The organism is Chitinophaga sp. 22308, assembly GCF_052045305.1.
Taxonomy (GTDB): domain Bacteria; phylum Bacteroidota; class Bacteroidia; order Chitinophagales; family Chitinophagaceae; genus Chitinophaga; species Chitinophaga varians_A.
This window is the reverse complement of sequence record NZ_JBQEOP010000003.1, coordinates 484,927-505,222: the sequence shown is the minus strand read 5'-3', so window position 1 is coordinate 505,222 and position 20,296 is coordinate 484,927. Positions and strand designations below refer to the sequence as shown.

Below are 20,296 nucleotides of genomic sequence, written 5' to 3'. Positions count from 1 at the left end.
AAATGAGATGCAGGCAGACTTTTTGCCTGCATCTCATTGTAACAAATGAGGCAGCTATGAAACCACTATCCGAAAACCAGTCTGGTACCCGATTTTTTGAAACCATGGCCGCCAAAGTTATTGCTGCAACCGGCAGCGCCTGGGCCTTCTTCCTCGCATTGGCTGTTATTATCATCTGGGGTGTGACCGGCCCTGTGTTCCACTACTCTGATACCTGGCAGTTAGTGATCAATACCGGTACTACCATCATTACTTTCCTGATGGTGTTTATCATTCAGAAATCACAAAACAAAGACTCCAAATCCATCCAGCTGAAGCTGAATGAACTGATTGCTGCGCATCAACTGGCCAGTAACCGCCTTATTGACGTGGAAAACCTTTCTGAAGAAGAACTGGACGTTCTCCACAAATACTACCATGTAATGGCGGAAGAAACCAAAAAAAGGATTAAAATGAATGAATCGCACTCCGTGGAAGAAGCGATTGACGGTGCGCTCAGTAAGCACGAAGAGCAACTGCGCAGACGTAAGAAATATCCCGAAGGCGGCGGGTCTGGAGAAACTAAACCGCTGGCAAGGTGATGGTAAAAGTCGTTCCTTTGCCCTGTTCACTGTCTACATGGATGGTCCCTTTGTGATTAAGCAGGATATTTTGCGTGCTGGTAAGCCCCAGCCCTGTTCCTTTGGCTTTGTTGGTATAGAACGGGTCAAACAGGCGTGACAGCTTTTCTTCCGGGATGCCGATGCCGTTATCGGAAATCTGTACCTGTGCCTTGTCCTGGCTACGCCGGGTGGCAACTGTGAGCATGCCTTTGCCTGGCGCCATGGCCTCGATGGCATTGATGATAATATTCAGAAAGGCGATCACCACTTTTTCGTCGTCAACGTTCACTTTGATATCAGGGGTAACCAGTTGTTTACTGAGCCGTATTTCATGCAGCTGCATACGGTCCTGTGATAGCTTCAGCGCATTTTCAATCATTTCATTGATGCCATGTTCTGCGGTGTGCAGTTCTATCATACGCGTGCTGTCCAGCAGTTCGGTGATCAGCTGGTTAATACGGGTGCAGTTGCGTTCAATGATATCGGTGTACAGGTCAGATTCATCGTTTGCGGCTATATCGTCTTCTTCTTTGAACTGGCTTACGGCCAGTAATATATTGGTGAGCGGGTTTCTTACTTCATGGGCAATCACCCGGGCGATGCGCCCTGTGATCACGAATTTTTCCTGATGTTGTTTTTCCTGTTCTTCTCTTTTTTTCTCTGTGATGTCTTGTATCACACAGAGGAAGATTTGTTCTGCCTCGTCCAGCATGACGGCATTAATGAGCACAAATAGTTTTTTGCCGTCGTGTGTTTTGAATTCGTATTCCTGTGTGCCGGCAACGCCATCGTTACAGATGTTGCTGAGGAATTGTTCGCTTTGCTCTGGTATGGTAAAGAGATCACGGAGGTGCAGTTTCAGTATTTCTTCTTTCTGGTACTGTAATCTCCGCAGTGCGGCCGGATTGGCGTCAATGATGTTTTTATCACAATCCGCCAGGATAATGAGGTCGTGGGCTTTTTCAAAGATGCCGAAATATTTTTTCTCGCTCTCTTCGATGGTGCGGAGGTGTTTATATTCGTCGAGCGCATAGCGGATAGAGCGCTCAAGGAGGTCGGCGGTGATTTCACCTTTTACCAGGTAGTCATAGGCGCCGGCTTTCATGGCTTCCTGGTCGATGGCATAGTCGCCTTTACCGGTAAGCATAATGACGGGCATGCTATATTGCATTTCCTGAAAATGATGGAGAATATCCAGACCGGTGTGCGGTCCCAGCCGGTAGTCCACCAGGAATATGTCATGGGTTTTCCGTTCAATGGCTTCAATGCCTTTCTGATAGGTGGGGGCCCATTCCAACACATATTGACCAGGGGAAATATCGCGCAATAGTTCCGTTACCAGGAAAAAATCATCTTCATCATCATCAATCATGAGTATTTGTATCGGGCGTTCGCTCATCTGGATAAGTTAAAGTGTGGCAAAAGTTATCTAAACTTTTGTCCCGCAAGAAAAGTGCTAATCTTTTATTTATCGTATTATCCTTCGTTTTTATTGCCCTGTAGAATGGGTAAGACAACGATAAAAGTGGCGCCCTGGCCGGGTTCGCCTTCGGCAAAGATGAAACCGTTGTGACTGTCAACAATTTTTTTGCAGATCGCCAGACCGATGCCGGTGCCGGTGTATTCACTGATGCCATGGAGGCGCTGGAAGATAAGGAAGATACGTTCGGCGAAGGCAGGGTCGAAGCCGATACCATTGTCTGCGATACTGATACGGCAGAAAAGCGTGTCCCACCGGTTTTCTTTCACGAAGCCCAGCTCTTTACCGGTCAGCACCTGCTGCCGTATACTGATCACCAGCGGCCTGTCGGGGCTGGCGAACTTGATGGCGTTGGCCAGGATGTTCTGAAACAGCTGGTGAAAAGACGTATCGCTGCCTTCTATTTCCGGCAGTTTGTCATAGGTGACGGTCACATTTTTTTCTTCGAGGGTTACTTCAAGGTCGGTAAGCACTTCCTGCAGCAGCACGTTCATATCCACGAGGGTAATGCTTTCGGGCGTAATGCGCCCTGCCCGGGAAAATACCAGGAGATCGTTGATCAGCACCCGCATGCGGGACACGGCCGATACCATACGGTCTATCAGCTGGGTGGCGTCGGGGGGCAGCTGGTCTTTGTATTTCATCTGCAACCTGTCACTGAAGGTGGATATCTTACGCAGTGGCTCCTGAAGGTCATGAGAAGCAACGTAAGCAAACTGTTCCAGTTCCTGGTTGGTTTTATTGAGCAGGGAGATATTTTGCTGAAGATCGCGCTGATAGGACTTCATTTTGCTCTCGATATGCAGCTGTAGCCTGAATTCACGGGTAAGCGTCACATAGGAATAAATGCCTATCAGGATGGCCACGATAGAAGAGATAAAGATCACGGGCACCCACAATACGGAGAAGAAATGAAACAGCTTGGATTTTTCGTGTACCTGGTTTTCCTCAATGCGGATCATGTCCTGCACTTTGCGGTCCAGCCGGTCAGCAGCTTTTTCTCCTTCTTTGACGGAACTTTCCTGCCGGGCTACGGTCACTGTCTGGCTGCCGGTCATCAGCTGCTGGTATTTGATGGTCAGCAACTGCCGCAGGGTATCCAGGTGTTTCTGTTGCCGGGGGCTTTCAGCGGTGATTTTACGTAACAACAGGTATTCCCTTTCTATGCGTTTGCTTCTTTCTTCCATGCTGGGGTCCAGGAAAGAGCTGTCTTTCGTGAGATTATAGCCTCTGATGGCAGCCTCTGCTTCCTTTAACTGACGGGTGATTACTTCCAGCCGTTTAGACACCTCGATGGCGTGATTCAGCCTTCCTGCGTTGTCCAGCAGGTTTTTGGCTACCAGGTAGGAAAAGATGGATGCAGCGATAATAACCGTAAAGGCAATGAAAAATCCGATGCGTATTTTTTTATATACTGGAAAATGCATTTGGTCTCTTCAATAGTGGTTACTGTGTAAGCAATTCAAGATACTATTTTATGCATTAAAAACAGGTGACCGGGCGGTGTATTTTTTTTGGAACCCTCGCTGCGCAACTATTTCCACAGTGTGCTACTTATTTCTACGGCTGATGGGGAATCCAAAATACAGCGTGCGGCTGGCACCGTTGGCGTTTATTGTTAACGAATGAAACCCTTTGCTGCACAATGTTTGCGGCCAATGCGGGGATGGGTGGGCGACGGATATTGCGGCCTTGGAATGAACTTTGATTTTTTTTAGATAGTTATTTAACCCATAAAACTGTAAGCTATGAACCCGGAAAGACAAAAGCAGCCAGACGAAGAACCTAAGCCGGATAGAGAACAACCGGGAAGGGAAGCTCCGACACCTGTGCAGCCACCTCCAGACAAGCCTGAGCCTATTCCGGAAGAATTGCCCGAAAGGGAAGTCCCCCGGCAACCGGCAGACCCAAAGGCTGAACAAGCATTTCAGAGACAAAAACCAGATAAGTAACATTTCCTCACGCAACTAAATTTACGTTTTATGCCTACGTCCAAAACAACAGCAAAAACAGCTTCCACTAACAGAAAACCCGCCCGCAAATCCAATTCAGCGGAGCAAATGAGTAATTCCAAATTCCATGAACTGTTCATGGAAGAACTGAAAGATATCTACTGGGCAGAGAAAGCACTGGTAAAAGCACTGCCTAAAATGCAGAAATCAGCTACCTCTGAAGAACTTAAAACCGCTATCGGTGATCACCTGGAAGAAACCAAAACCCATGTCAGCCGACTGGAGGAGATTTTTGAAATGATGGGAAAAAAAGCCACAGGCAAAAAATGCGAAGCGATGGAAGGGCTTATTGCAGAAGCACAGCAGGGAGTGGAAGATACCGAGGAGGATTCCATGGTACGCGATGCGTGCATCATTATCGCCGCCCAGAAAGTAGAACACTACGAAATATCAGCTTACGGCAGTCTTCGCACCTTGGCCAATGTTATGGGACACAGCGATGCTGCAGATCTGCTGGAACAAACACTTGAAGAGGAAAAACACGCCGACAGCCTGCTCACAGAGATAGCTGAATCTACCGTTAATGAAGAAGCAGCTGCCGAGTAACCACGCTTGTGTAAAAGATTGTAATTGTTGAATAGAAACAAACTGCAAGGGTCCCTGCCGGTATGCAGGGGCCTTTTTTCATCAACTGAGATACCATGCAAAAGTCCCATCCGAAGAAAGCCGTACGGCCCGCACAGAAACAACCACGCCAACCGGGCCTTGAAACAGAAATGGAACCCAAGCCTGTATTTGACAAAAAACAGGCGCCTGAAGGCCGCCTGCAAGGCAAAGTAGCAGTGGTCACCGGTGGAGACAGCGGCATCGGCAGGGCCGTGGCTGTTGCCTTTGCCCGCGAAGGCGCTGATGTGGCCATCGCCTTTTATGATGAACAGGAAGATGCTGCTATCACCGCTAAAGAAGTGGAAAGTTATGGCCGCCGGTGCCTGACGATAGCAGGGGATATCCGACAGGAAAAACATTGCGTGGATATCGTCAAAAAGGTGATCAAACAGTTTAAAACATTGGATATTGTGGTAAACAACGCCGCGGTCCAATACCCGCAAAAAGGGTTGGAAGACATCTCCGCGGAGCAATTGCATAAAACATTCGAGACAAATATCTACCCGCATTTTTACCTCACCAGAGCGGCATTGCCATACCTGAAAAAAGGCAGCTGTATCATCTGTACCACTTCGGTTACAGCCTACCGCGGCAGCAGCCACCTGATAGACTACAGCGCTACCAAAGGCGCTATCGTTTCTTTCGTCCGCTCATTGTCAGCTTCCCTGACGGAAAAAGGCATCCGGGTCAACGGCGTAGCCCCCGGCCCCATCTGGACGCCCCTGATACCGGCCACTTTCAAACCGGAAGAAGTGTCCAAATTCGGATCAGACGTGCCCCTGAAAAGGGCCGGCCAGCCAGTGGAAGTGGCATACTGCTATGTATTCCTCGCCTGTGACGAATCTTCTTATATCACCGGTCAAATCCTGCATCCTAACGGAGGGGAAATTGTCAATGGATAACCTTGCGATCATAACAGACCCGGAGGCGGTGGCGAAAGCCGTCAAACTACGCTATGTCAAAGCCGGTGCCCCTGGCTACTCCCGCGAACGCACGCGGGACGGCGGTTTCTTATATAGAGATGAACAGGGCGCCCTCATCACCGACGAAACCGTATTGGAACGTATCCGTAAACTGGTACTGCCGCCGGCCTGGGAAGAAGTATGGATCTCCAAATGGCCCAACGGCCACCTGCAGGCCACCGGCGTGGACGTGAAAGGACGGAAACAATACCGCTACCATGCAACGTGGTCGCAGGTACGCAATGAAACGAAATACGACCGGCTGCGTTATTTCGGTGAACTGCTGCCTGCCATCAGGGAACAGATAAAACATGATCTCCACCGCAGCCAGCTAAACAAGGGAAAAGTGATTGCTATTGCTCTGGCGGTAATGGAGGAAACACTCATCAGGGTGGGTAACAATGCCTACGAAAAACTGTATGGCTCATACGGACTCACCACCTTGCGGAACAAACATGTTAAAATCAACGGTACTGCTGCTTTTTTTCAGTTCAGCGGCAAAAAAGGCATCATGCATAAAATACAACTCCGCCATGCCGCCTTAACACGCCTGCTCAAAAAAGTCCGTGACATCCCCGGACAGGAACTCTTTCAGTATTACGATGAAAATGGGGAAACACATGCGCTGGATTCCGGAGAGATCAATGACTACCTGAAACAGTGTACCGGTGAAGAGTTTACCTGTAAAGACTTCCGCACCTGGGCCGGTACGGTACATGCGCTGAACCTCCTCGCCGGATTGGAGGACTTTACTTCAGCCGCGGCCTGTAAACGCAATGTCGTGGGGATTATCGACAGTGTGGCCGCCAAACTGGGGAATACCCGCGCCGTTTGCAAGAAATATTATGTCCACCCCCGGCTCCTGGAAGATTATGAAAACGGCTCCCTGGAACCCTGGCTGAAGAAAATCCGCCTTCAACGCAAACAACCCGCCAATGCTGACGGGTTGCATGCTGATGAAAAAATTTTGCTGCATTATCTGAAGCAGTTAGCCAAATAACAACTGCTCTTCTCTGTCTTCCACTTTGATTTTTTTGATAAACTCATCGAACCAGGGCTCATCGTGTGAAGAATAAGCACCGTAAGCGTCCAGTACATACCCTTTATTGCCCTCAGCGTCTTCCATCACATAAAGTATGGAAGAATCTGACGGGTCCGATTCCCCTTCAAAACGATAGGTTTTAATGATAGTGAGATCTTCCGGATTATAAATTTTCTTTGCGTCCGGCGACTGCATTCTGCCGTGGTCACTCATCTTCAGCTCATGGTCATATCCTTTTTCATGTAACCGCTCTAAAACGCGTGTCAGTGTTGTCATTTCTCCAGGCTTTTCCATAAAATAAGGGTTTTTGGTTACCAATGGAAAAACCAAAAGTTATGCCGCGCTGTTTAACCATTATAGCGTACACTGGTACTATTTGTGTTAACATGAACGTATAACCAAAAACTTCACACCATGCGAGCAATTTGGTCAGGATCAATAGGCTTCGGGTTGGTGAACATACCCGTCAAATTATACAGCGCCACACAGGACAGCAGGCTGGACCTCGATATGCTGGACAGCCACGGATTGGCCCACATCCGGTTTAAAAGAGTGAACGAAAATACCGGGAAAGAGGTGCCCTGGGAACAGATTGTGAAAGGATATCTATACAATGACGAATATGTGATACTGGAAGATGAAGATTTTGAAGCCGCCAGCCCTAAAAAAAGTAAGATCATCGAGATAGAATCATTTGTGGATGAGGTTTCTATAGATGATATCTATTTCGAAAACCCCTACTTTTTAGAACCGGCCAAAGGAGGTGAAAAAGCGTATGAACTGCTGCTGGAAGCCTTACAAAAAACAGGTAAAGCAGGCCTCAGCCGTTTCGTGCTGCGCACACAGGAACATCTGTCGGTCATCAGGCCCCGGGAAAACTACCTCATGCTGCAACAGCTACGCTATGAAGAAGAGATACGCTCCGCTGAAGATCTCAGTCTCCCTGACAATGTCAAAATAGCGAAAAGGGAACTGGACATGGCCATGGAACTAATTAAACAGTACTCTGCCGAATTTGATATCAGTCAGTATAAAGATGAATACAAGTCCGAGCTGATGAAGATCATCAAAGCTAAAGCCGGTGGTAAAAAACCAGTGGTGAAAAAAATGAAGATAGTACATACGAAAAGCGATGACCTGTTTGATCAGCTGAAAGCCAGCCTGGGCAGCAAACCGACGACTTCTAAAAAACGCGCCTCATGAGTCTTGCCAAATATAAAAAGAAACGGAACTTCGATGAAACCACAGAGCCTACGGCCGGTAAGCCGGAGAAAGGGCAACATATCTTTGTGGTACAGCGGCACCATGCCAGCCGGCTGCACTATGATTTCCGCCTCGAAGTGGATGGGGTGCTGAAAAGCTGGGCAGTGCCCAAAGGGCCCTCGCTGGACCCCGCCGATAAACGCCTGGCCATGCAGGTCGAAGACCACCCTTACGACTATAAGGATTTTGAAGGTACCATCCCCAAAGGGAATTACGGCGCAGGTACGGTATATATCTGGGACAAAGGCACATTTGAACTGCTGCGCAATGATGGTCAAAACTTCGATAAAGAAGCCCTGAAAGAAATAGCAGCCGGTGACCTGAAAGTAGTGCTGAAAGGCAAAAAGCTGAAAGGGGAATTCGCCCTGGTGAAGATGAAAGCATCCGACGATAACGCCTGGCTGCTGATCAAACACCGGGATAAATATGTGAAAGAAAAGTATGACAGTGAAGACTATACGCCGGAACGTGTGAAAGCACAAGGCCTGCGTGAAAAAGCATCTGCCCGTAAAAAAAAAGCCCCGTCCCCGCAGCGGAGCCGGTAAAGCAATCGGCTCCATCCCGTAAGAAAGAGCCCATCAAAAAGATCTATAAGCCCATGCTGGCCACATTGGTAGACGCTCCTTTCGATGATGCCGACTGGCTTTTTGAAACCAAATGGGACGGATACCGCGCTATCGCTGCGGTACAGCAACACAAAGTGCAACTCTATTCCCGTAATGAAAAAGACTTCGGAAAAGATTATCCCGCTGTAGTGGCGGCCGTAGAGAATATTGCGCACAATGTGGTGCTGGACGGAGAAATTATCGTCCTCGACAGTAAAAAGAATTCCCATTTTCAGTCTTTACAGAATTACAAAACTACCGGTAAAGGCAACCTCGTGTACATGGTGTTTGACCTGCTGCATCTCAACGGTGTGGAGCTTCAGCAACTGACGCTGCTGGAACGCAAAAGTCTGCTGAAGGATATTGTAGCACAGCTGAATGACAAGCGGGTGCAGTATTCCGGCCATGTGCTTAAAAATGGGAAAACGTTTTTTGAGAAAGCCCGGCACCAGCAGTGGGAAGGGATGATCGCCAAAAAAACAGACAGTACGTATGAAGAAGGCCGCCGTTCTGCCTCCTGGCTGAAGATAAAAGTCACGAACGAACAGGAAGCCATCATCTGCGGATTTACGGCGCCCAGAGGCAGCCGTAAGAAACTGGGCGCGCTGGTACTCGGTTTGTATGATGATAAACAGCTGAAATATATCGGCAACTGCGGCGGCGGCCTCAATGAGGCTTCGCTGGATATGCTGTATAAAAAGCTGCAGCCACTGGTGCAACAGGCGTCGCCTTTTGGCCGCAGGATAAAAACAGACATGCCCGTCACCTGGGTGAAGCCTAAACTGGTGTGCCAGGTGAAATTTTCGGAATGGACCGGCGATGGTATCCTCCGTATGCCGATATTCCTGGGACTGCGAGAAGATAAACCGCCTGCAGATGTACATCCGGAAACACCTAAAACAGTTCAGACTATGGCTACTGCTACCGCTCCCGCTGCCGGGGAGAAAGACCGCGTTATCACGCTCAACGGCAAAAAGGTAAACCTGACCAATCAACAGAAAATATACTGGCCCAAAGAGAAAATCACCAAAGGCCAGCTGGTAGACTACTACCTTTCTGTGGCGCAGTACATACTGCCACACCTGAAAGACAGGCCCATGTCGTTACACCGGTTCCCGAACGGGATTGACAAACCCTCGTTTTATCAGAAAGACCTGGACCTGGAACAGACGCCGGCATGGATCAAAAGCATTGCGCTGCACGCTGCTTCTACAGGAAAAGACGTAGACTACCTGTTATGCAACAACGAAGCTACGTTGGCCTATATGGTCAACCTGGGCTGTATCGAGATCAATCCGTGGCTGTCCCGTACCAGTAAGCTGGACAACCCTGATTACGTGGTGATGGACCTCGATCCAGAGAACATCGATTTTAAATATGTGGTGGAAGCCGCCCTGCATATCAAGGCTTTCCTTGACCCTTATAAGATAACCGCTTTCTGTAAAACTTCCGGCTCTACCGGGCTGCATATTTATATTCCCACCGGAGGAAAACACAGTTATGATACCGGGCGTTTATTTGCGGAATATATTGCCCGCCAGGTAAACAAACAGTTGCCGAAGAGCACCAGTGTTACGCGGGCCAAATCCGCCCGCAATAAAAAGGTATATCTTGATTTCCTGCAAAACAGCCGGGGCCAGACGGTAGCGTCGCCTTATTCTGTAAGGCCCAAACCCGGCGCCACCGTGTCGATGCCGCTGCAATGGAAAGAGGTGAATGAGAAACTGAAGATCAGTGATTTTGATATATTTAACTCACTGGAACGGATAAACGAACTTGGTGATATCTGGCACGATATTCAAAGTACAAAAAATGATCTGCGGAAATTCATACGCGACGTGGAACAGTCCGCCGATACTTGATTTTTGTACGTTTAAAAAGCTATGCTATGCAACAGTCATCGCAAGTTCCTGTGAAGCTATCCCCTGTTTACGGAATCATTATCGCTGTTATTTGTATGGCACTGACAGTTATCTTTTATGTAACCAATCAGTACGGTGCTTTTTGGACAGGCTTTTGCACGAGCCTGGTCTTTTTCCTGGGGATCATGTTGTCGATCGTGCATTACAACAACAAGCACCATAATGTGACCTCGATGAAGTCGTCTTTTGCCATGGGCTTTCGTACTACACTGTTGGCCACTTTCCTGGTGGCGGTATTTTCATTGGTATTTCATTTTCTGGTGATCAACGGGGAAGGGCACTATATGGTCCAGCAGGGAGAAGGTGGCGGAACAACCGTTATCAGCAACCAGGACACAGAGCAACAGAAGTTCTGGATCATGTTCCTTGGAAATATCCTGTTTGCTAATTTAGCCATGGGCGCATTGGCCGCAGTGCTGGCAGCCCTTGTACTTAAAGCCAATCAGAAAACCTCCCGCAGCCGGTCGGCAGAAAACATATAATCATTTGGCTATGGGGTTATCGGGATATTGATGAAGGATATTGGGTTATTTAGTTACTTTGTTGTGTTTATCCCTGGATAAATATCTAAATAACAAAATGACTAAATAATAAAATACCTTGAAGGGCCATATACTTATTATCGACGATGAAGACCAGCTGAGGAAGCTCCTGAGCCGGTTGTTGGCACTGGAAGGATATACCCTGCATGAAGCAGGGAATATCCGTTCTGCCATGAAAATCCTGGAAAAAGAGGAGATCAGCGTGGTATTATCTGACGTGAAGCTGCCTGACGGCAACGGCGTAGAGCTGGTACAAACAATCCGCAGCCGTTTCCCGCAGGTGGAAACCATTGTGCTCACGGCTTACGGCAACATCGCCGACGGGGTACAAGCCATTAAAAACGGCGCGTTTGATTATATCACCAAAGGTGATGATAACAACCGTATCCTGCCGCTGGTCAGCAAGGCAATGGACAAAGCCCGGTTACAGTTCCGCATCCGCGACCTGGAAAAGAAAATAGCCGGTAAATATAATTTTGACAACATCCTGGGTAATTCCCCTGAAATCAATGCCGCCAAAGAGCTGGCCCGGAAAGTGGCGCCTACGGACATGACCGTGCTGTTACTGGGTGAAACCGGCTCCGGCAAAGAGGTGTTTGCCCACGCTATCCATGAGGGCAGTAACAGGCGCCAGCAGCCATTTGTGGCGGTCAACTGCAGCGCTATCGGTAAAGATATCCTGGAAAGCGAGCTGTTTGGACATGTGGCCGGTGCCTTTACCGGAGCGGTAAAGGATAAAAAAGGCTTTTTTGAAGAAGCCCGCGGCGGTACCATTTTCCTGGATGAAATGGGAGAGATGCCGGTGGAATTACAAGCTAAACTGCTGCGGGTACTGGAAGCGCAGGAGTTCTATAAGGTGGGGGAAGCCAAACCGGTCAAAACCGATGTACGGGTAATTGCCGCCACCAACCGCCACCTGGAACAGGAAATAGCCGCCGGCAACTTCCGGGAAGACCTGTTTTACCGCCTCTCCGTATTTCAGATCGCTTTGCCTTCACTCAATGAACGAAAAAAAGATATCCCGTTACTGGCGACCTGGTTTATACAACAGTTTTCGCCCAAGCTGAACAAACGCCTGACCGGTATGAGCCCGGCTTTCCTGCAGGCATTGCAGCAGCATAGCTGGAAAGGGAATATCAGGGAGCTGCGCAATGTGCTGGAGCGGGCAGCCATCCTCACGGACACGGATATACTGGATGTGCCGTCGCTGCCCTTCGATTTTCAACAGGGAGTGGACAGCACCTCTTCTTCCCTGCGGCTGGCGGATATGGAACGAAGCCATATCATCCGGGTGCTGGCCCATGTAAAAGGCAATAAAACCAAGGCGGCGGAGCTGCTGGATATCGGCCTCACCACCCTGTACAATAAAATCAGGGAATATAATATCTGAGCTATAGCAGCCAGCCCATTAACAGGCAGGCAATTACGATAAATGGCGATGGCAGTCTGGTGAATAGCAGCAATGCCAGTGTGGAGAACATGATCAGCAGGTTGTACCAGTTGATAGGAATAGCGAAAAACAGGATGAGGGTGGCCGCCCACATAATACCTACCACCACAGCGTTTATCCCTTCCAGTGCCCGGTAGATGACCACATATTTTTTCAGGTTATGCCAGATGGGGAAAAAGAAGAGCACCAGTAACAGGCTTGGCAGGAAGATCGCGATAGGGGCGAGGATACAGCCGAGGAACTGGTAGCCCATGCCCAGGTTGCGCATCGCCATGCCGCCTACATACGCGGAGATGGAAAAAGTCGGCCCCGGAAGGGCGCGCATAATACCGGCGCCTGTCAGCAGTTCTTCCGCAGTCATGTAGTTGGACTTTGTGCGGGTCACGTACTGTTCCAGCATCATGGCGATGAGGATATCGCCGCCGCCAAAGACCAGGCTGCCGAAACGGTAGAAGTTCTCAAAAAGGTTGAAAGGACGACGGGTGATCCATTCATGGGAACGGGCATATTCAGAGAGAAAACCGGCCAGCACAAAGATGAGCACAAACAGCCAGATGTTTCCCCATTGTATTTTTTTGGGTTTGTCCGGGATGTCCGGGATACGTTTGTTACTGAAGTTGGAAACGATGCCCCCCAATATGATCAATGCCGGGAAAGTCCACGGCGATTTCAGGTAAAAGGCTGCAAACATGGACACCATCATGATTACGAAGGTCGCCAGGTTGTTGATACTGATACGATAGGCTTTGATGCTTCCAAAAGCCAGGAAGCCTACCGCCATCGGCTGTACGTATTTAAAGATATCGGTCTGTAGCGCCCGCTTGTCGAAATACTGCAGCAGGAAGCTAAGCGATCCCATCAGCAGGCAGGCAGGAGTGATCCAGATCAGCAGGGTCACAATGGCGAGCATTACACCGCCACGTTTATAACCAATAAGGGTAAGTGTTTGAGAGGAGGATGCGCCCGGGAGGAGCTGGCAGAAGGCGTTATATTCCATCAGTTCCTGCTCGGTAACGTCTTTTCGCTGGTATACGAATGTTTTCATCATCATTGCCAGGTGCCCCTGCGGGCCACCGTAGGCAGTTATGCTATGTAATAGCACCGCTTTTAAAAAAGGTATATGACGTAGAAACACAGTTATTGATAAAGTGAATTCCGCTCGAAGGATTCAATAAGTTAGTAAAAATAATCCGACAAAATACAACAGTGTTGCTAATAATACTAATCTGTAATATAATAAGGGCACAATACTTGTAATAAGGGTGGCTGTTGTAATCGAATATGGCCTTTTATCCGTTGTAACTAGTTTGTACTGTGAAGCTTATAACCCACCGGCATGAAACAGTGCCCGGACCAAAAAAGTGACCATATCAGAAAAACCTTGCATAAAAAATAACCATGCTGAAAAGCCAGAAATAACCAGGTTTGCCCTTGCGCAGGATAAACGGAAAGTCCCGGTAGGTAGTCCTGCCGGGACTTTAAATCTTATAACAGGTTTATTTTTTCAGTCCGATTTCGCGCAGCCTTTCGTCCAGATATTCACCCGCGGAAATGGGTTCATATGCCAGCGGATTCTCTGCGGTAACGCAGCTTTCCAGGCAATCCAGTCTCATGGCGGACTTAGGATGCAGGAAGAAAGGAATGGAGTAGCGGGAGGTGTGCCACATTTCGCGGGGAGGATTTACCACACGGTGGGTAGTGGATTTTAACCGGTTATTGGTAAGACGCTGCAGCATATCGCCTACGTTCACCACAATCTGTTCCGGGAGGGACGTTACCGGTACCCAGTTGTTTTGTTTATCGAGGATCTGTAACCCGTCGGCAGACGCGCCTACCAGCAGGGTGATCAGGTTGATGTCTTCGTGTTGCTCTGCCCTGATGGCGGATTTAGGCTCCTCTTTGATAGGAGGGTAGTGAATGGCCCTCAGGATAGAATTGCCATTGTGGATTTTGTCATCAAAATAATGCTCGTCCAGTCCGAGGAACAGGGCGATAGCCTGCAACAGGTATTTACCGGAAGTTTCAAAGCCGCGGTATGCTTTAAAGAAGGTGGGCGTAAATGCCGGCACTTCGTCTACCTGCACATTCGGCGGGTATTCTGCTCCAATGGGATCGTTATCCTCCACGGTTTGTCCAAACTGGAAAAACTCTTTCAGGTCAGGGGCGTCATATCCTTTGGCATGTTCTTTACCGAAGGAAGTGTAACCGCGCTGCCCCGCCAGTTCAGGGATTTCATAGTTATGCTTCGTGTCAAAGGGCAGCTGGAAGAACTGTTGAACATATTTGTAGAGGTCCGCGATCAGCTCATCAGGAATGCCATGATTCTTTACTGCCACAAAACCAACTTCTTCATAAGCTTTTCCCAGTTGCTGCACAAAGGCTGCTTTCCGGCTGGCATCACCAGAGGTAAAGTCCGCCAGATCTACAGAGGGGATGGAATGGGTTATTGCCATATCGTATATTGTTTTGGAGCGGTAAAGGTACGGAATCCAATTACGAATTACAGATTACGAATTACGAATTGAGATTTTATTTAATGTATTCTGCATGGCTAAATTCGTCATTCGTAAATCGTAATTATTTAAAGTAGCCTTCTTCCTGCTCACTGATATCTACGATGGCGTAGCGGTCCACCTGGTTGATCAGCATTTCATCCATGATATCTACCACATTCTCGTAACGGGCCTGTTTAACGGCTTTGATCAATACCATCAGGTCATTCTTTTGTGTGTGCTGGTACACGGCTTCTTTCTTCCGGATAATCACATCACGGATACCGTTATGATTGGCGAAGCTGGTGTAGTTGACCTGCGGCGGTGCGGTGATATCATCACCGATGCCTTCATACCAGGCAACGCGGCCCTGCGGCCCCAGGATAACCGTCAATGCTTTTTGTGCGGGCAGTGACATAGAATCGCCATCGCTGCGGGGCATGAGCAGTTGCATGGTTTTAGGTTGAGCCAGCGTGGTGGTCAGCATAAAAAAAGTGATCAGCAGGAAGCCAAGGTCCACCATGGGCGTCATATCCACGCGGGTTGATTTTTTACTGCAGCGGGCATTTTTATTGCCGTGACGGCCCCCGGGCGCGTCGTTGTTCATTTCAGCCATAAGTAACGGTTTGGGATGTACGAAATTGGTTGAAAGCGCTTTCTGCATAAAAGATGCAGCAGCATTAATTTTCCATACAAGGCAGTTGTTCAGCAGGAAAAATCGGGCAGGCATTAAAAGGAAAAACCCGTACAAGCCAGGCCTGTACGGGTTTTAAATATCTAAAAAGAGAATGCCCGAAGGTATATAAAAGTAATTGCAATCAAATCACAGCCGTGTCAAACAATCAGGCGGACCAGTGATAATCAGGTGCATCACAGTTAGAATTCGGCATTTTTCGGTGTTCTTGGGAACGGTATGACGTCTCTGATGTTGGTCATACCGGTAACGAACAGCATCATGCGTTCGAAGCCGAGGCCGAAACCGGAGTGCGGTGCAGTACCGAAGCGGCGTGTGTCGAGGTACCAGGACAGCTCTTCTACCGGCACATGCATTTCCTGCATGCGCTGCACCAGTTTTTCGTAGTTCTCTTCCCGTTGGGAACCACCTACGATTTCACCGATGCCGGGGAACAGGATGTCCATGGCGCGAACGGTTTTGTTATCGTCGTTGAGCTTCATGTAGAAAGACTTGATTTCTTTCGGGTAGTCCGTCAGGATCACCGGTTTTTTGAAATGTTTTTCTACCAGGTAGCGTTCATGCTCGCTCTGAAGATCGGCGCCCCATCCTTCGATGAGGTACTGGAACTTCTTGTTCTTATTGGGTTTGCTGTCTTTCAGGATGCTGATCGCTTCGGTATAGGTGATGCGAACGAATTCGTTGTGCAGCACAAATTCCAGTTTTTCGATCAGCCCCATTTCGCTGCGTTCCTGTTGCGGCTTTTGTTTTTCCTCTTCTGCCAGGCGGTTGGCGAGGAAGTCGAGGTCTTCACGGTTGTGCTCCAGGACGTAGCTGATGAGTGATTTGATGAATGCTTCAGCGAGGTCCATGTTATCTTCCAGGGCATAGAAAGCCATTTCTGGTTCTATCATCCAGAACTCAGCGAGGTGGCGGGCCGTGTTGGAGTTTTCTGCGCGGAACGTAGGGCCGAAGGTGTAGATCTCGCCCAGGGCCATGGCTCCCAGTTCCCCTTCCAGCTGGCCGGACACGGTAAGGTTAGTAGACCTGCCGAAGAAGTCCTCTTTATAATCGATATCGCCGGCTTCGGTACGCGGCGGGTTCTGCATGTCGAGGGTGGTCACCCGAAACATTTCACCGGCGCCTTCTGCGTCAGACGCAGTGACGATGGGCGTATGCAGGTATACAAAACCCTGTTCGTTGAAGAACTTGTGCACTGCAAATGCCAGTGAGTGACGGATTCTGAAAATAGCACCGAAGGTGTTGGTGCGGAAACGCAGGTGTGCGATTTCACGCAGGTATTCCAGGCTGGGCTTGTTTTTCAGCTGCAGCGGGAATTTTTCCGGATCGCAGTCGCCCAGTATTTCGAGTGTTGCTGCTTTCAGTTCCACGCGCTGGCCTTTCCCCATGGAAGGAATGATCTGGCCGGTGGCGCTGATGGCCGCACCGGTGGTGATCCTTTTCAGCAGCGCTGCATCGGTATTTTCAGCGTCGATAACGATCTGTAAATTATTATTGGTAGAGCCGTCGTTTAAAGCTATAAACTGATTGTTACGGAAAGACCGTACCCAACCTTTTACTGTTGCTTCGTAATGCGACTTGTCGTCGGACAAGATTTGTTTGACTTTCAGTCTTTGGCTCATAAAAAATTAAATTTTGGAGTGCAAAAATAAGTTTTCCCGGCAATAGTCCATATAGTCTTATGCCGGTCCCTACAAGATAATTACTCCTGCCGGGATGCAAAAGAAATGTTAAAAATAGATATAATACAAAAAAGGATATATGTCCGGGGCCGGTTTTAAGGCCCGCGCCCTTCGGCATTTATAGGGCGGGGGAGGAGGCCGGAATAGCGTCACAGCGGTGACTGCGGGGCATTTGGGCTGAAATTTTTTTTGGATAATAATAAAACTTGTTTTAATCTTGCGGTATAATCTGCCTGATTAAGTTCAAATCACATCTTCATCGGCAGTTCCTAAACTCAATCATTCCCTATCAAATTTAATAATCAATTAAATTTCTTGACACAAAACAATTATTTGTAATTGGTGTATGTTGGTATGCAGTGGTACCCGCCTCACAACACTTCTAAAATTTGACAACACAGATGATGTACGACATCTTACAATTGAACGACATGCTCGTTCCTGAGCTGCTTGACATTGCAGAGAAGCTTGATGTTCCCAACGCAAAAAAACTGAACAAACAGGACCTGATCTACAAAATTCTGGACAAACAAGCGGTGATGGCCTCAGAAGATAACCAGTCCAACGGAGAAGAGAAAAAAGCACGCAAACGCAAACCTGTAAAGAAAGAAGAAGCGCATCACGAGACTGAAGAACCCTCCTCCGCGGAAGAAAAACCAGCCGCAAAAAAATCTACCAAAAAAGTTTCCGGAAGCAAAAGCAAAGAAGTAGAAGCAGAACCAGCACCGGCTCCGGCGGCTAAATCTAAAATAAAGGATTTCGATATAGACCTGGACAGCATTCCTTCTCTCACTTTTGATGATGATGACGATATCATCATTCCTGCTTTCACGGAAGATGAAGCAGAAGAAGAGGAAACCGCGCCTGTTCCGGCATTGGAAGAGGAAGAAGAAGAGGACGATGATTTTGTGATGCCGGAAGGTCTGGACCCGGTTGTTCCTGCTGCGCAAAAACAGCGCTATCCAAAGAAAGACGTTGCTTTCAATATAGAGTTCGACGGCGTGATCCTCAGCGAAGGCGTGCTGGAAATGATGCCCGACGGCTACGGTTTCCTGCGCTCCTCTGATTATAACTACCTGAGCTCTCCCGATGATATTTATGTATCTCCTTCCCAGATCAAACTGTTTGGCCTGAAAACCGGTGACACCGTGAACGGTTCCGTTCGTCCGCCGAAAGAAGGAGAGAAATATTTTGCACTGCTGAAAGTAGAAACGATCAACGGCAAGTCACCGGAAGAAGTACGTGACCGCGTGCCTTTCGACTATCTGACACCGCTGTTTCCGTTCGAAAAACTGAGACTGACCACTACTTCCAATAACTACTCCACCCGTATCATGGATATGTTTACCCCTATCGGTAAAGGACAGCGCGGCTTGATCGTGGCGCAACCGAAGGTGGGTAAAACCATGCTGCTGAAAGAAGTGGCCAACGCCATCGCTACCAACCACCCCGAAATTTATCTGATGGTGGTACTGATCGATGAACGTCCGGAAGAGGTGACCGATATGGAACGCAGTGTAAAAGCAGAAGTAATCGCGTCCACCTTCGATGAACCAGCTGAAAAACACGTGAAAGTGTCTGCTATCGCTTTGCAGAAAGCAAAACGACTGGTAGAATGCGGCCACGACGTAGTGATCCTGCTCGACTCCATTACCCGTCTGGCAAGAGCCCACAATACCGTTGCCCCTGCCTCCGGCAAGGTGCTGAGCGGTGGTGTGGAAGCCAACGCCATGCAGAAACCCAAACAATTCTTCGGCGCCGCCCGTAAAATAGAACACGGCGGTTCCCTCACCATCCTGGCCACTGCCCTGATTGATACAGGTTCCAAGATGGACGAGGTGATCTTCGAAGAGTTTAAAGGTACCGGTAACATGGAACTGGCGCTCGACCGCAAACTGGCGAACAAACGTATCTTCCCGGCTATCGACGTGTCTGCGTCTTCTACCCGCCGCGACGATCTGCTGCTGGACAAAGATGCGCTCAAACGTATCCACATCCTGCGCAATCACCTGGCAGATATGAATACAGACGAATCCATGCACTTCATGCTGCAGCATATGCGTGGTACTAAAAACAACGAAGAATTCCTGATCTCCATGAACGGATAATCAGGAGTCCAACTTATACAAATGCGAAAAGCCCCGCCGGTATGGCGGGGCTTTTTTGTGTCAATATGTATCAGGCAAAATAAAAACCACCTAAAACAAGAATCCCGCTACAGTAATACTGCAGCGGGATTATCCAATCTATCTAACCTTTTGACTTTCTTATGTAAAACATCAATCAATACAGACTAGAAAATGAAGTTAACACCCAGGTTCAACTGTTTAGTGAAGTTGAAGTCGAAGTCGCTAACGTTGGTTTTAACACCGGATCCTTCAGCTTTGTGCTGAGCATAAGTGTAACCCAGGCCACCGAAAGCACCTTCAATCATGAAGTGTTTAGTCACGAAGTAAGTGATACCAGGCAGTACGTTTACGTTGAAGCCAGTGTAGCTTTCAGTTTTGTTGCCGTCTACTTTAGTGTTACCAAAACCGTAACCAGCATTTGCTTCAGCAAAGAATGCAAATTTGCTCTGGCCAATCATGTGGTAGTTGCGAACGAAGATACCAGGAGTGATATCCAGGGTTTTGGTTTTTACATCACCGGTTGCAGTAGCAACTTTTTTGTTGCCAAACTGAGTTTCAGCGAAAACACCAATTACCCAGTTAGAATTCAGCGCGTAACCTACTTTAGGGCTAACACCAAAAGAAGTATTGGTGGTTTTGTTGTCTGTGTCTTTTACTTTCGCAGAAGTGGTTTTTACATTAACATTGCCACCCAGGATAACATCGCCTTTTGATAACTGTGCCTTAGCTACTTGTGTGCCGAACAGTACTACTGCGGCCATTACAATCAACTTTTTCATCTTTCGTAAAATTTAAATATACATTAAAACTGTT

Annotated in this window: 18 protein-coding genes; 10 read left to right on the top strand and 8 right to left on the bottom strand. The window is 48.3% G+C overall.

Annotated elements, in window-relative coordinates; genetic code table 11:
• Positions 1 to 56: 56 nt before the first annotated feature.
• Positions 57 to 581: a low affinity iron permease family protein gene (locus tag ACTJJS_RS13820; RefSeq protein ID WP_168871090.1), complete on the top strand. Its 525-nt coding sequence runs from the start codon at positions 57 to 59 to the stop codon at positions 579 to 581.
• Here the strand turns inward: ACTJJS_RS13820 and ACTJJS_RS13815 are convergent.
• Positions 562 to 2,001 carry an ATP-binding protein gene (locus ACTJJS_RS13815; protein ID WP_440664132.1) on the bottom strand — a complete coding sequence of 480 codons (1,440 nt, stop codon included), beginning with the start codon at positions 1,999 to 2,001 and terminating at the stop codon, positions 562 to 564. The two genes, ACTJJS_RS13820 and ACTJJS_RS13815, sit on opposite strands and share 20 nt — an antisense overlap.
• 77 nt (positions 2,002 to 2,078) lie before the next feature.
• Positions 2,079 to 3,509 (bottom strand): sensor histidine kinase, encoded by a 1,431-nt coding sequence (locus ACTJJS_RS13810; protein WP_440664131.1) that lies wholly within the window; start codon positions 3,507 to 3,509, stop codon positions 2,079 to 2,081.
• Between the two features lie 555 nt (positions 3,510 to 4,064).
• Between ACTJJS_RS13810 and ACTJJS_RS13805 the strand changes: the two genes are divergently transcribed.
• The 3 genes from ACTJJS_RS13805 to ACTJJS_RS13795 all read left to right on the top strand — a co-directional run bounded on the left by ACTJJS_RS13805 (position 4,065) and on the right by ACTJJS_RS13795 (position 6,662).
• Positions 4,065 to 4,640 (top strand): YciE/YciF ferroxidase family protein, encoded by a 576-nt coding sequence (locus tag ACTJJS_RS13805; RefSeq protein WP_168871094.1) that lies wholly within the window; start codon positions 4,065 to 4,067, stop codon positions 4,638 to 4,640.
• A gap of 95 nt (positions 4,641 to 4,735) precedes the next feature.
• Entirely contained in the window at positions 4,736 to 5,602 is an 867-nt protein-coding gene (locus ACTJJS_RS13800; RefSeq protein WP_440664130.1) for an SDR family oxidoreductase, read from the top strand.
• Positions 5,595 to 6,662 carry a DNA topoisomerase IB gene (locus ACTJJS_RS13795; RefSeq protein WP_440664129.1) on the top strand — a complete coding sequence of 356 codons (1,068 nt, stop codon included), beginning with the start codon at positions 5,595 to 5,597 and terminating at the stop codon, positions 6,660 to 6,662. Before ACTJJS_RS13800 ends, ACTJJS_RS13795 begins: the two co-directional genes overlap by 8 nt.
• Here the strand turns inward: ACTJJS_RS13795 and ACTJJS_RS13790 are convergent.
• Positions 6,651 to 6,998, bottom strand: a complete 348-nt coding sequence (locus ACTJJS_RS13790) for a hypothetical protein (RefSeq protein ID WP_168871097.1) — start codon at positions 6,996 to 6,998, stop codon at positions 6,651 to 6,653. The genes ACTJJS_RS13795 and ACTJJS_RS13790 overlap by 12 nt on opposite strands.
• Positions 6,999 to 7,118: 120 nt before the next feature.
• On the opposite strand from ACTJJS_RS13790, the gene ku reads away from it, so the two are divergent.
• The 5 genes from ku to ACTJJS_RS13765 all read left to right on the top strand — a co-directional run bounded on the left by ku (position 7,119) and on the right by ACTJJS_RS13765 (position 12,426).
• A complete protein-coding gene (ku, locus tag ACTJJS_RS13785; protein WP_440664128.1) occupies positions 7,119 to 7,907 on the top strand; it encodes a non-homologous end joining protein Ku in 789 nt (262 codons plus the stop codon).
• On the top strand, positions 7,904 to 8,512 hold the full coding sequence (locus ACTJJS_RS13780; protein ID WP_440664127.1) for a DNA polymerase ligase N-terminal domain-containing protein: 609 nt from the start codon (positions 7,904 to 7,906) through the stop codon (positions 8,510 to 8,512). Before ku ends, ACTJJS_RS13780 begins: the two co-directional genes overlap by 4 nt.
• Positions 8,513 to 8,565: 53 nt before the next feature.
• On the top strand, positions 8,566 to 10,434 hold the full coding sequence (gene ligD, locus ACTJJS_RS13775) for a DNA ligase D (RefSeq protein ID WP_440664126.1): 1,869 nt from the start codon (positions 8,566 to 8,568) through the stop codon (positions 10,432 to 10,434).
• Between the two features lie 26 nt (positions 10,435 to 10,460).
• Positions 10,461 to 10,976, top strand: a complete 516-nt coding sequence (locus ACTJJS_RS13770; protein ID WP_440664125.1) for a DUF4199 domain-containing protein — start codon at positions 10,461 to 10,463, stop codon at positions 10,974 to 10,976.
• A gap of 118 nt (positions 10,977 to 11,094) precedes the next feature.
• Entirely contained in the window at positions 11,095 to 12,426 is a 1,332-nt protein-coding gene (locus ACTJJS_RS13765) for a sigma-54-dependent transcriptional regulator (RefSeq protein ID WP_440664124.1), read from the top strand.
• Between the two features lies 1 nt (position 12,427).
• Here ACTJJS_RS13765 and chrA read toward each other — a convergent pair whose 3' ends face one another.
• The 4 genes from chrA to asnS form a co-directional block, all read right to left on the bottom strand.
• The gene (gene chrA / locus ACTJJS_RS13760) at positions 12,428 to 13,588 is read right to left on the bottom strand and encodes a chromate efflux transporter (protein WP_317166396.1); all 1,161 of its coding nucleotides are present in this window, start codon (positions 13,586 to 13,588) and stop codon (positions 12,428 to 12,430) included.
• A 394-nt stretch (positions 13,589 to 13,982) separates the two neighbouring features.
• Complete coding sequence (locus ACTJJS_RS13755) at positions 13,983 to 14,939, bottom strand: isopenicillin N synthase family dioxygenase (RefSeq protein WP_440664123.1); 957 nt, start codon at positions 14,937 to 14,939, stop codon at positions 13,983 to 13,985.
• 124 nt (positions 14,940 to 15,063) lie between these two features.
• Complete coding sequence (locus tag ACTJJS_RS13750; protein ID WP_440664122.1) at positions 15,064 to 15,594, bottom strand: ExbD/TolR family protein; 531 nt, start codon at positions 15,592 to 15,594, stop codon at positions 15,064 to 15,066.
• 260 nt (positions 15,595 to 15,854) lie between these two features.
• Positions 15,855 to 17,294 carry an asparagine--tRNA ligase gene (asnS, locus tag ACTJJS_RS13745; protein WP_440664121.1) on the bottom strand — a complete coding sequence of 480 codons (1,440 nt, stop codon included), beginning with the start codon at positions 17,292 to 17,294 and terminating at the stop codon, positions 15,855 to 15,857.
• 464 nt (positions 17,295 to 17,758) lie between these two features.
• On the opposite strand from asnS, the gene rho reads away from it, so the two are divergent.
• Complete coding sequence (gene rho / locus ACTJJS_RS13740; protein ID WP_168871539.1) at positions 17,759 to 19,462, top strand: transcription termination factor Rho; 1,704 nt, start codon at positions 17,759 to 17,761, stop codon at positions 19,460 to 19,462.
• A 185-nt stretch (positions 19,463 to 19,647) separates the two neighbouring features.
• On the opposite strand, the gene ACTJJS_RS13735 is transcribed toward rho, so the two are convergent.
• Complete coding sequence (locus ACTJJS_RS13735) at positions 19,648 to 20,262, bottom strand: outer membrane beta-barrel protein (RefSeq protein ID WP_168871107.1); 615 nt, start codon at positions 20,260 to 20,262, stop codon at positions 19,648 to 19,650.
• Between the last annotated feature and the right edge of the window lie 34 nt (positions 20,263 to 20,296).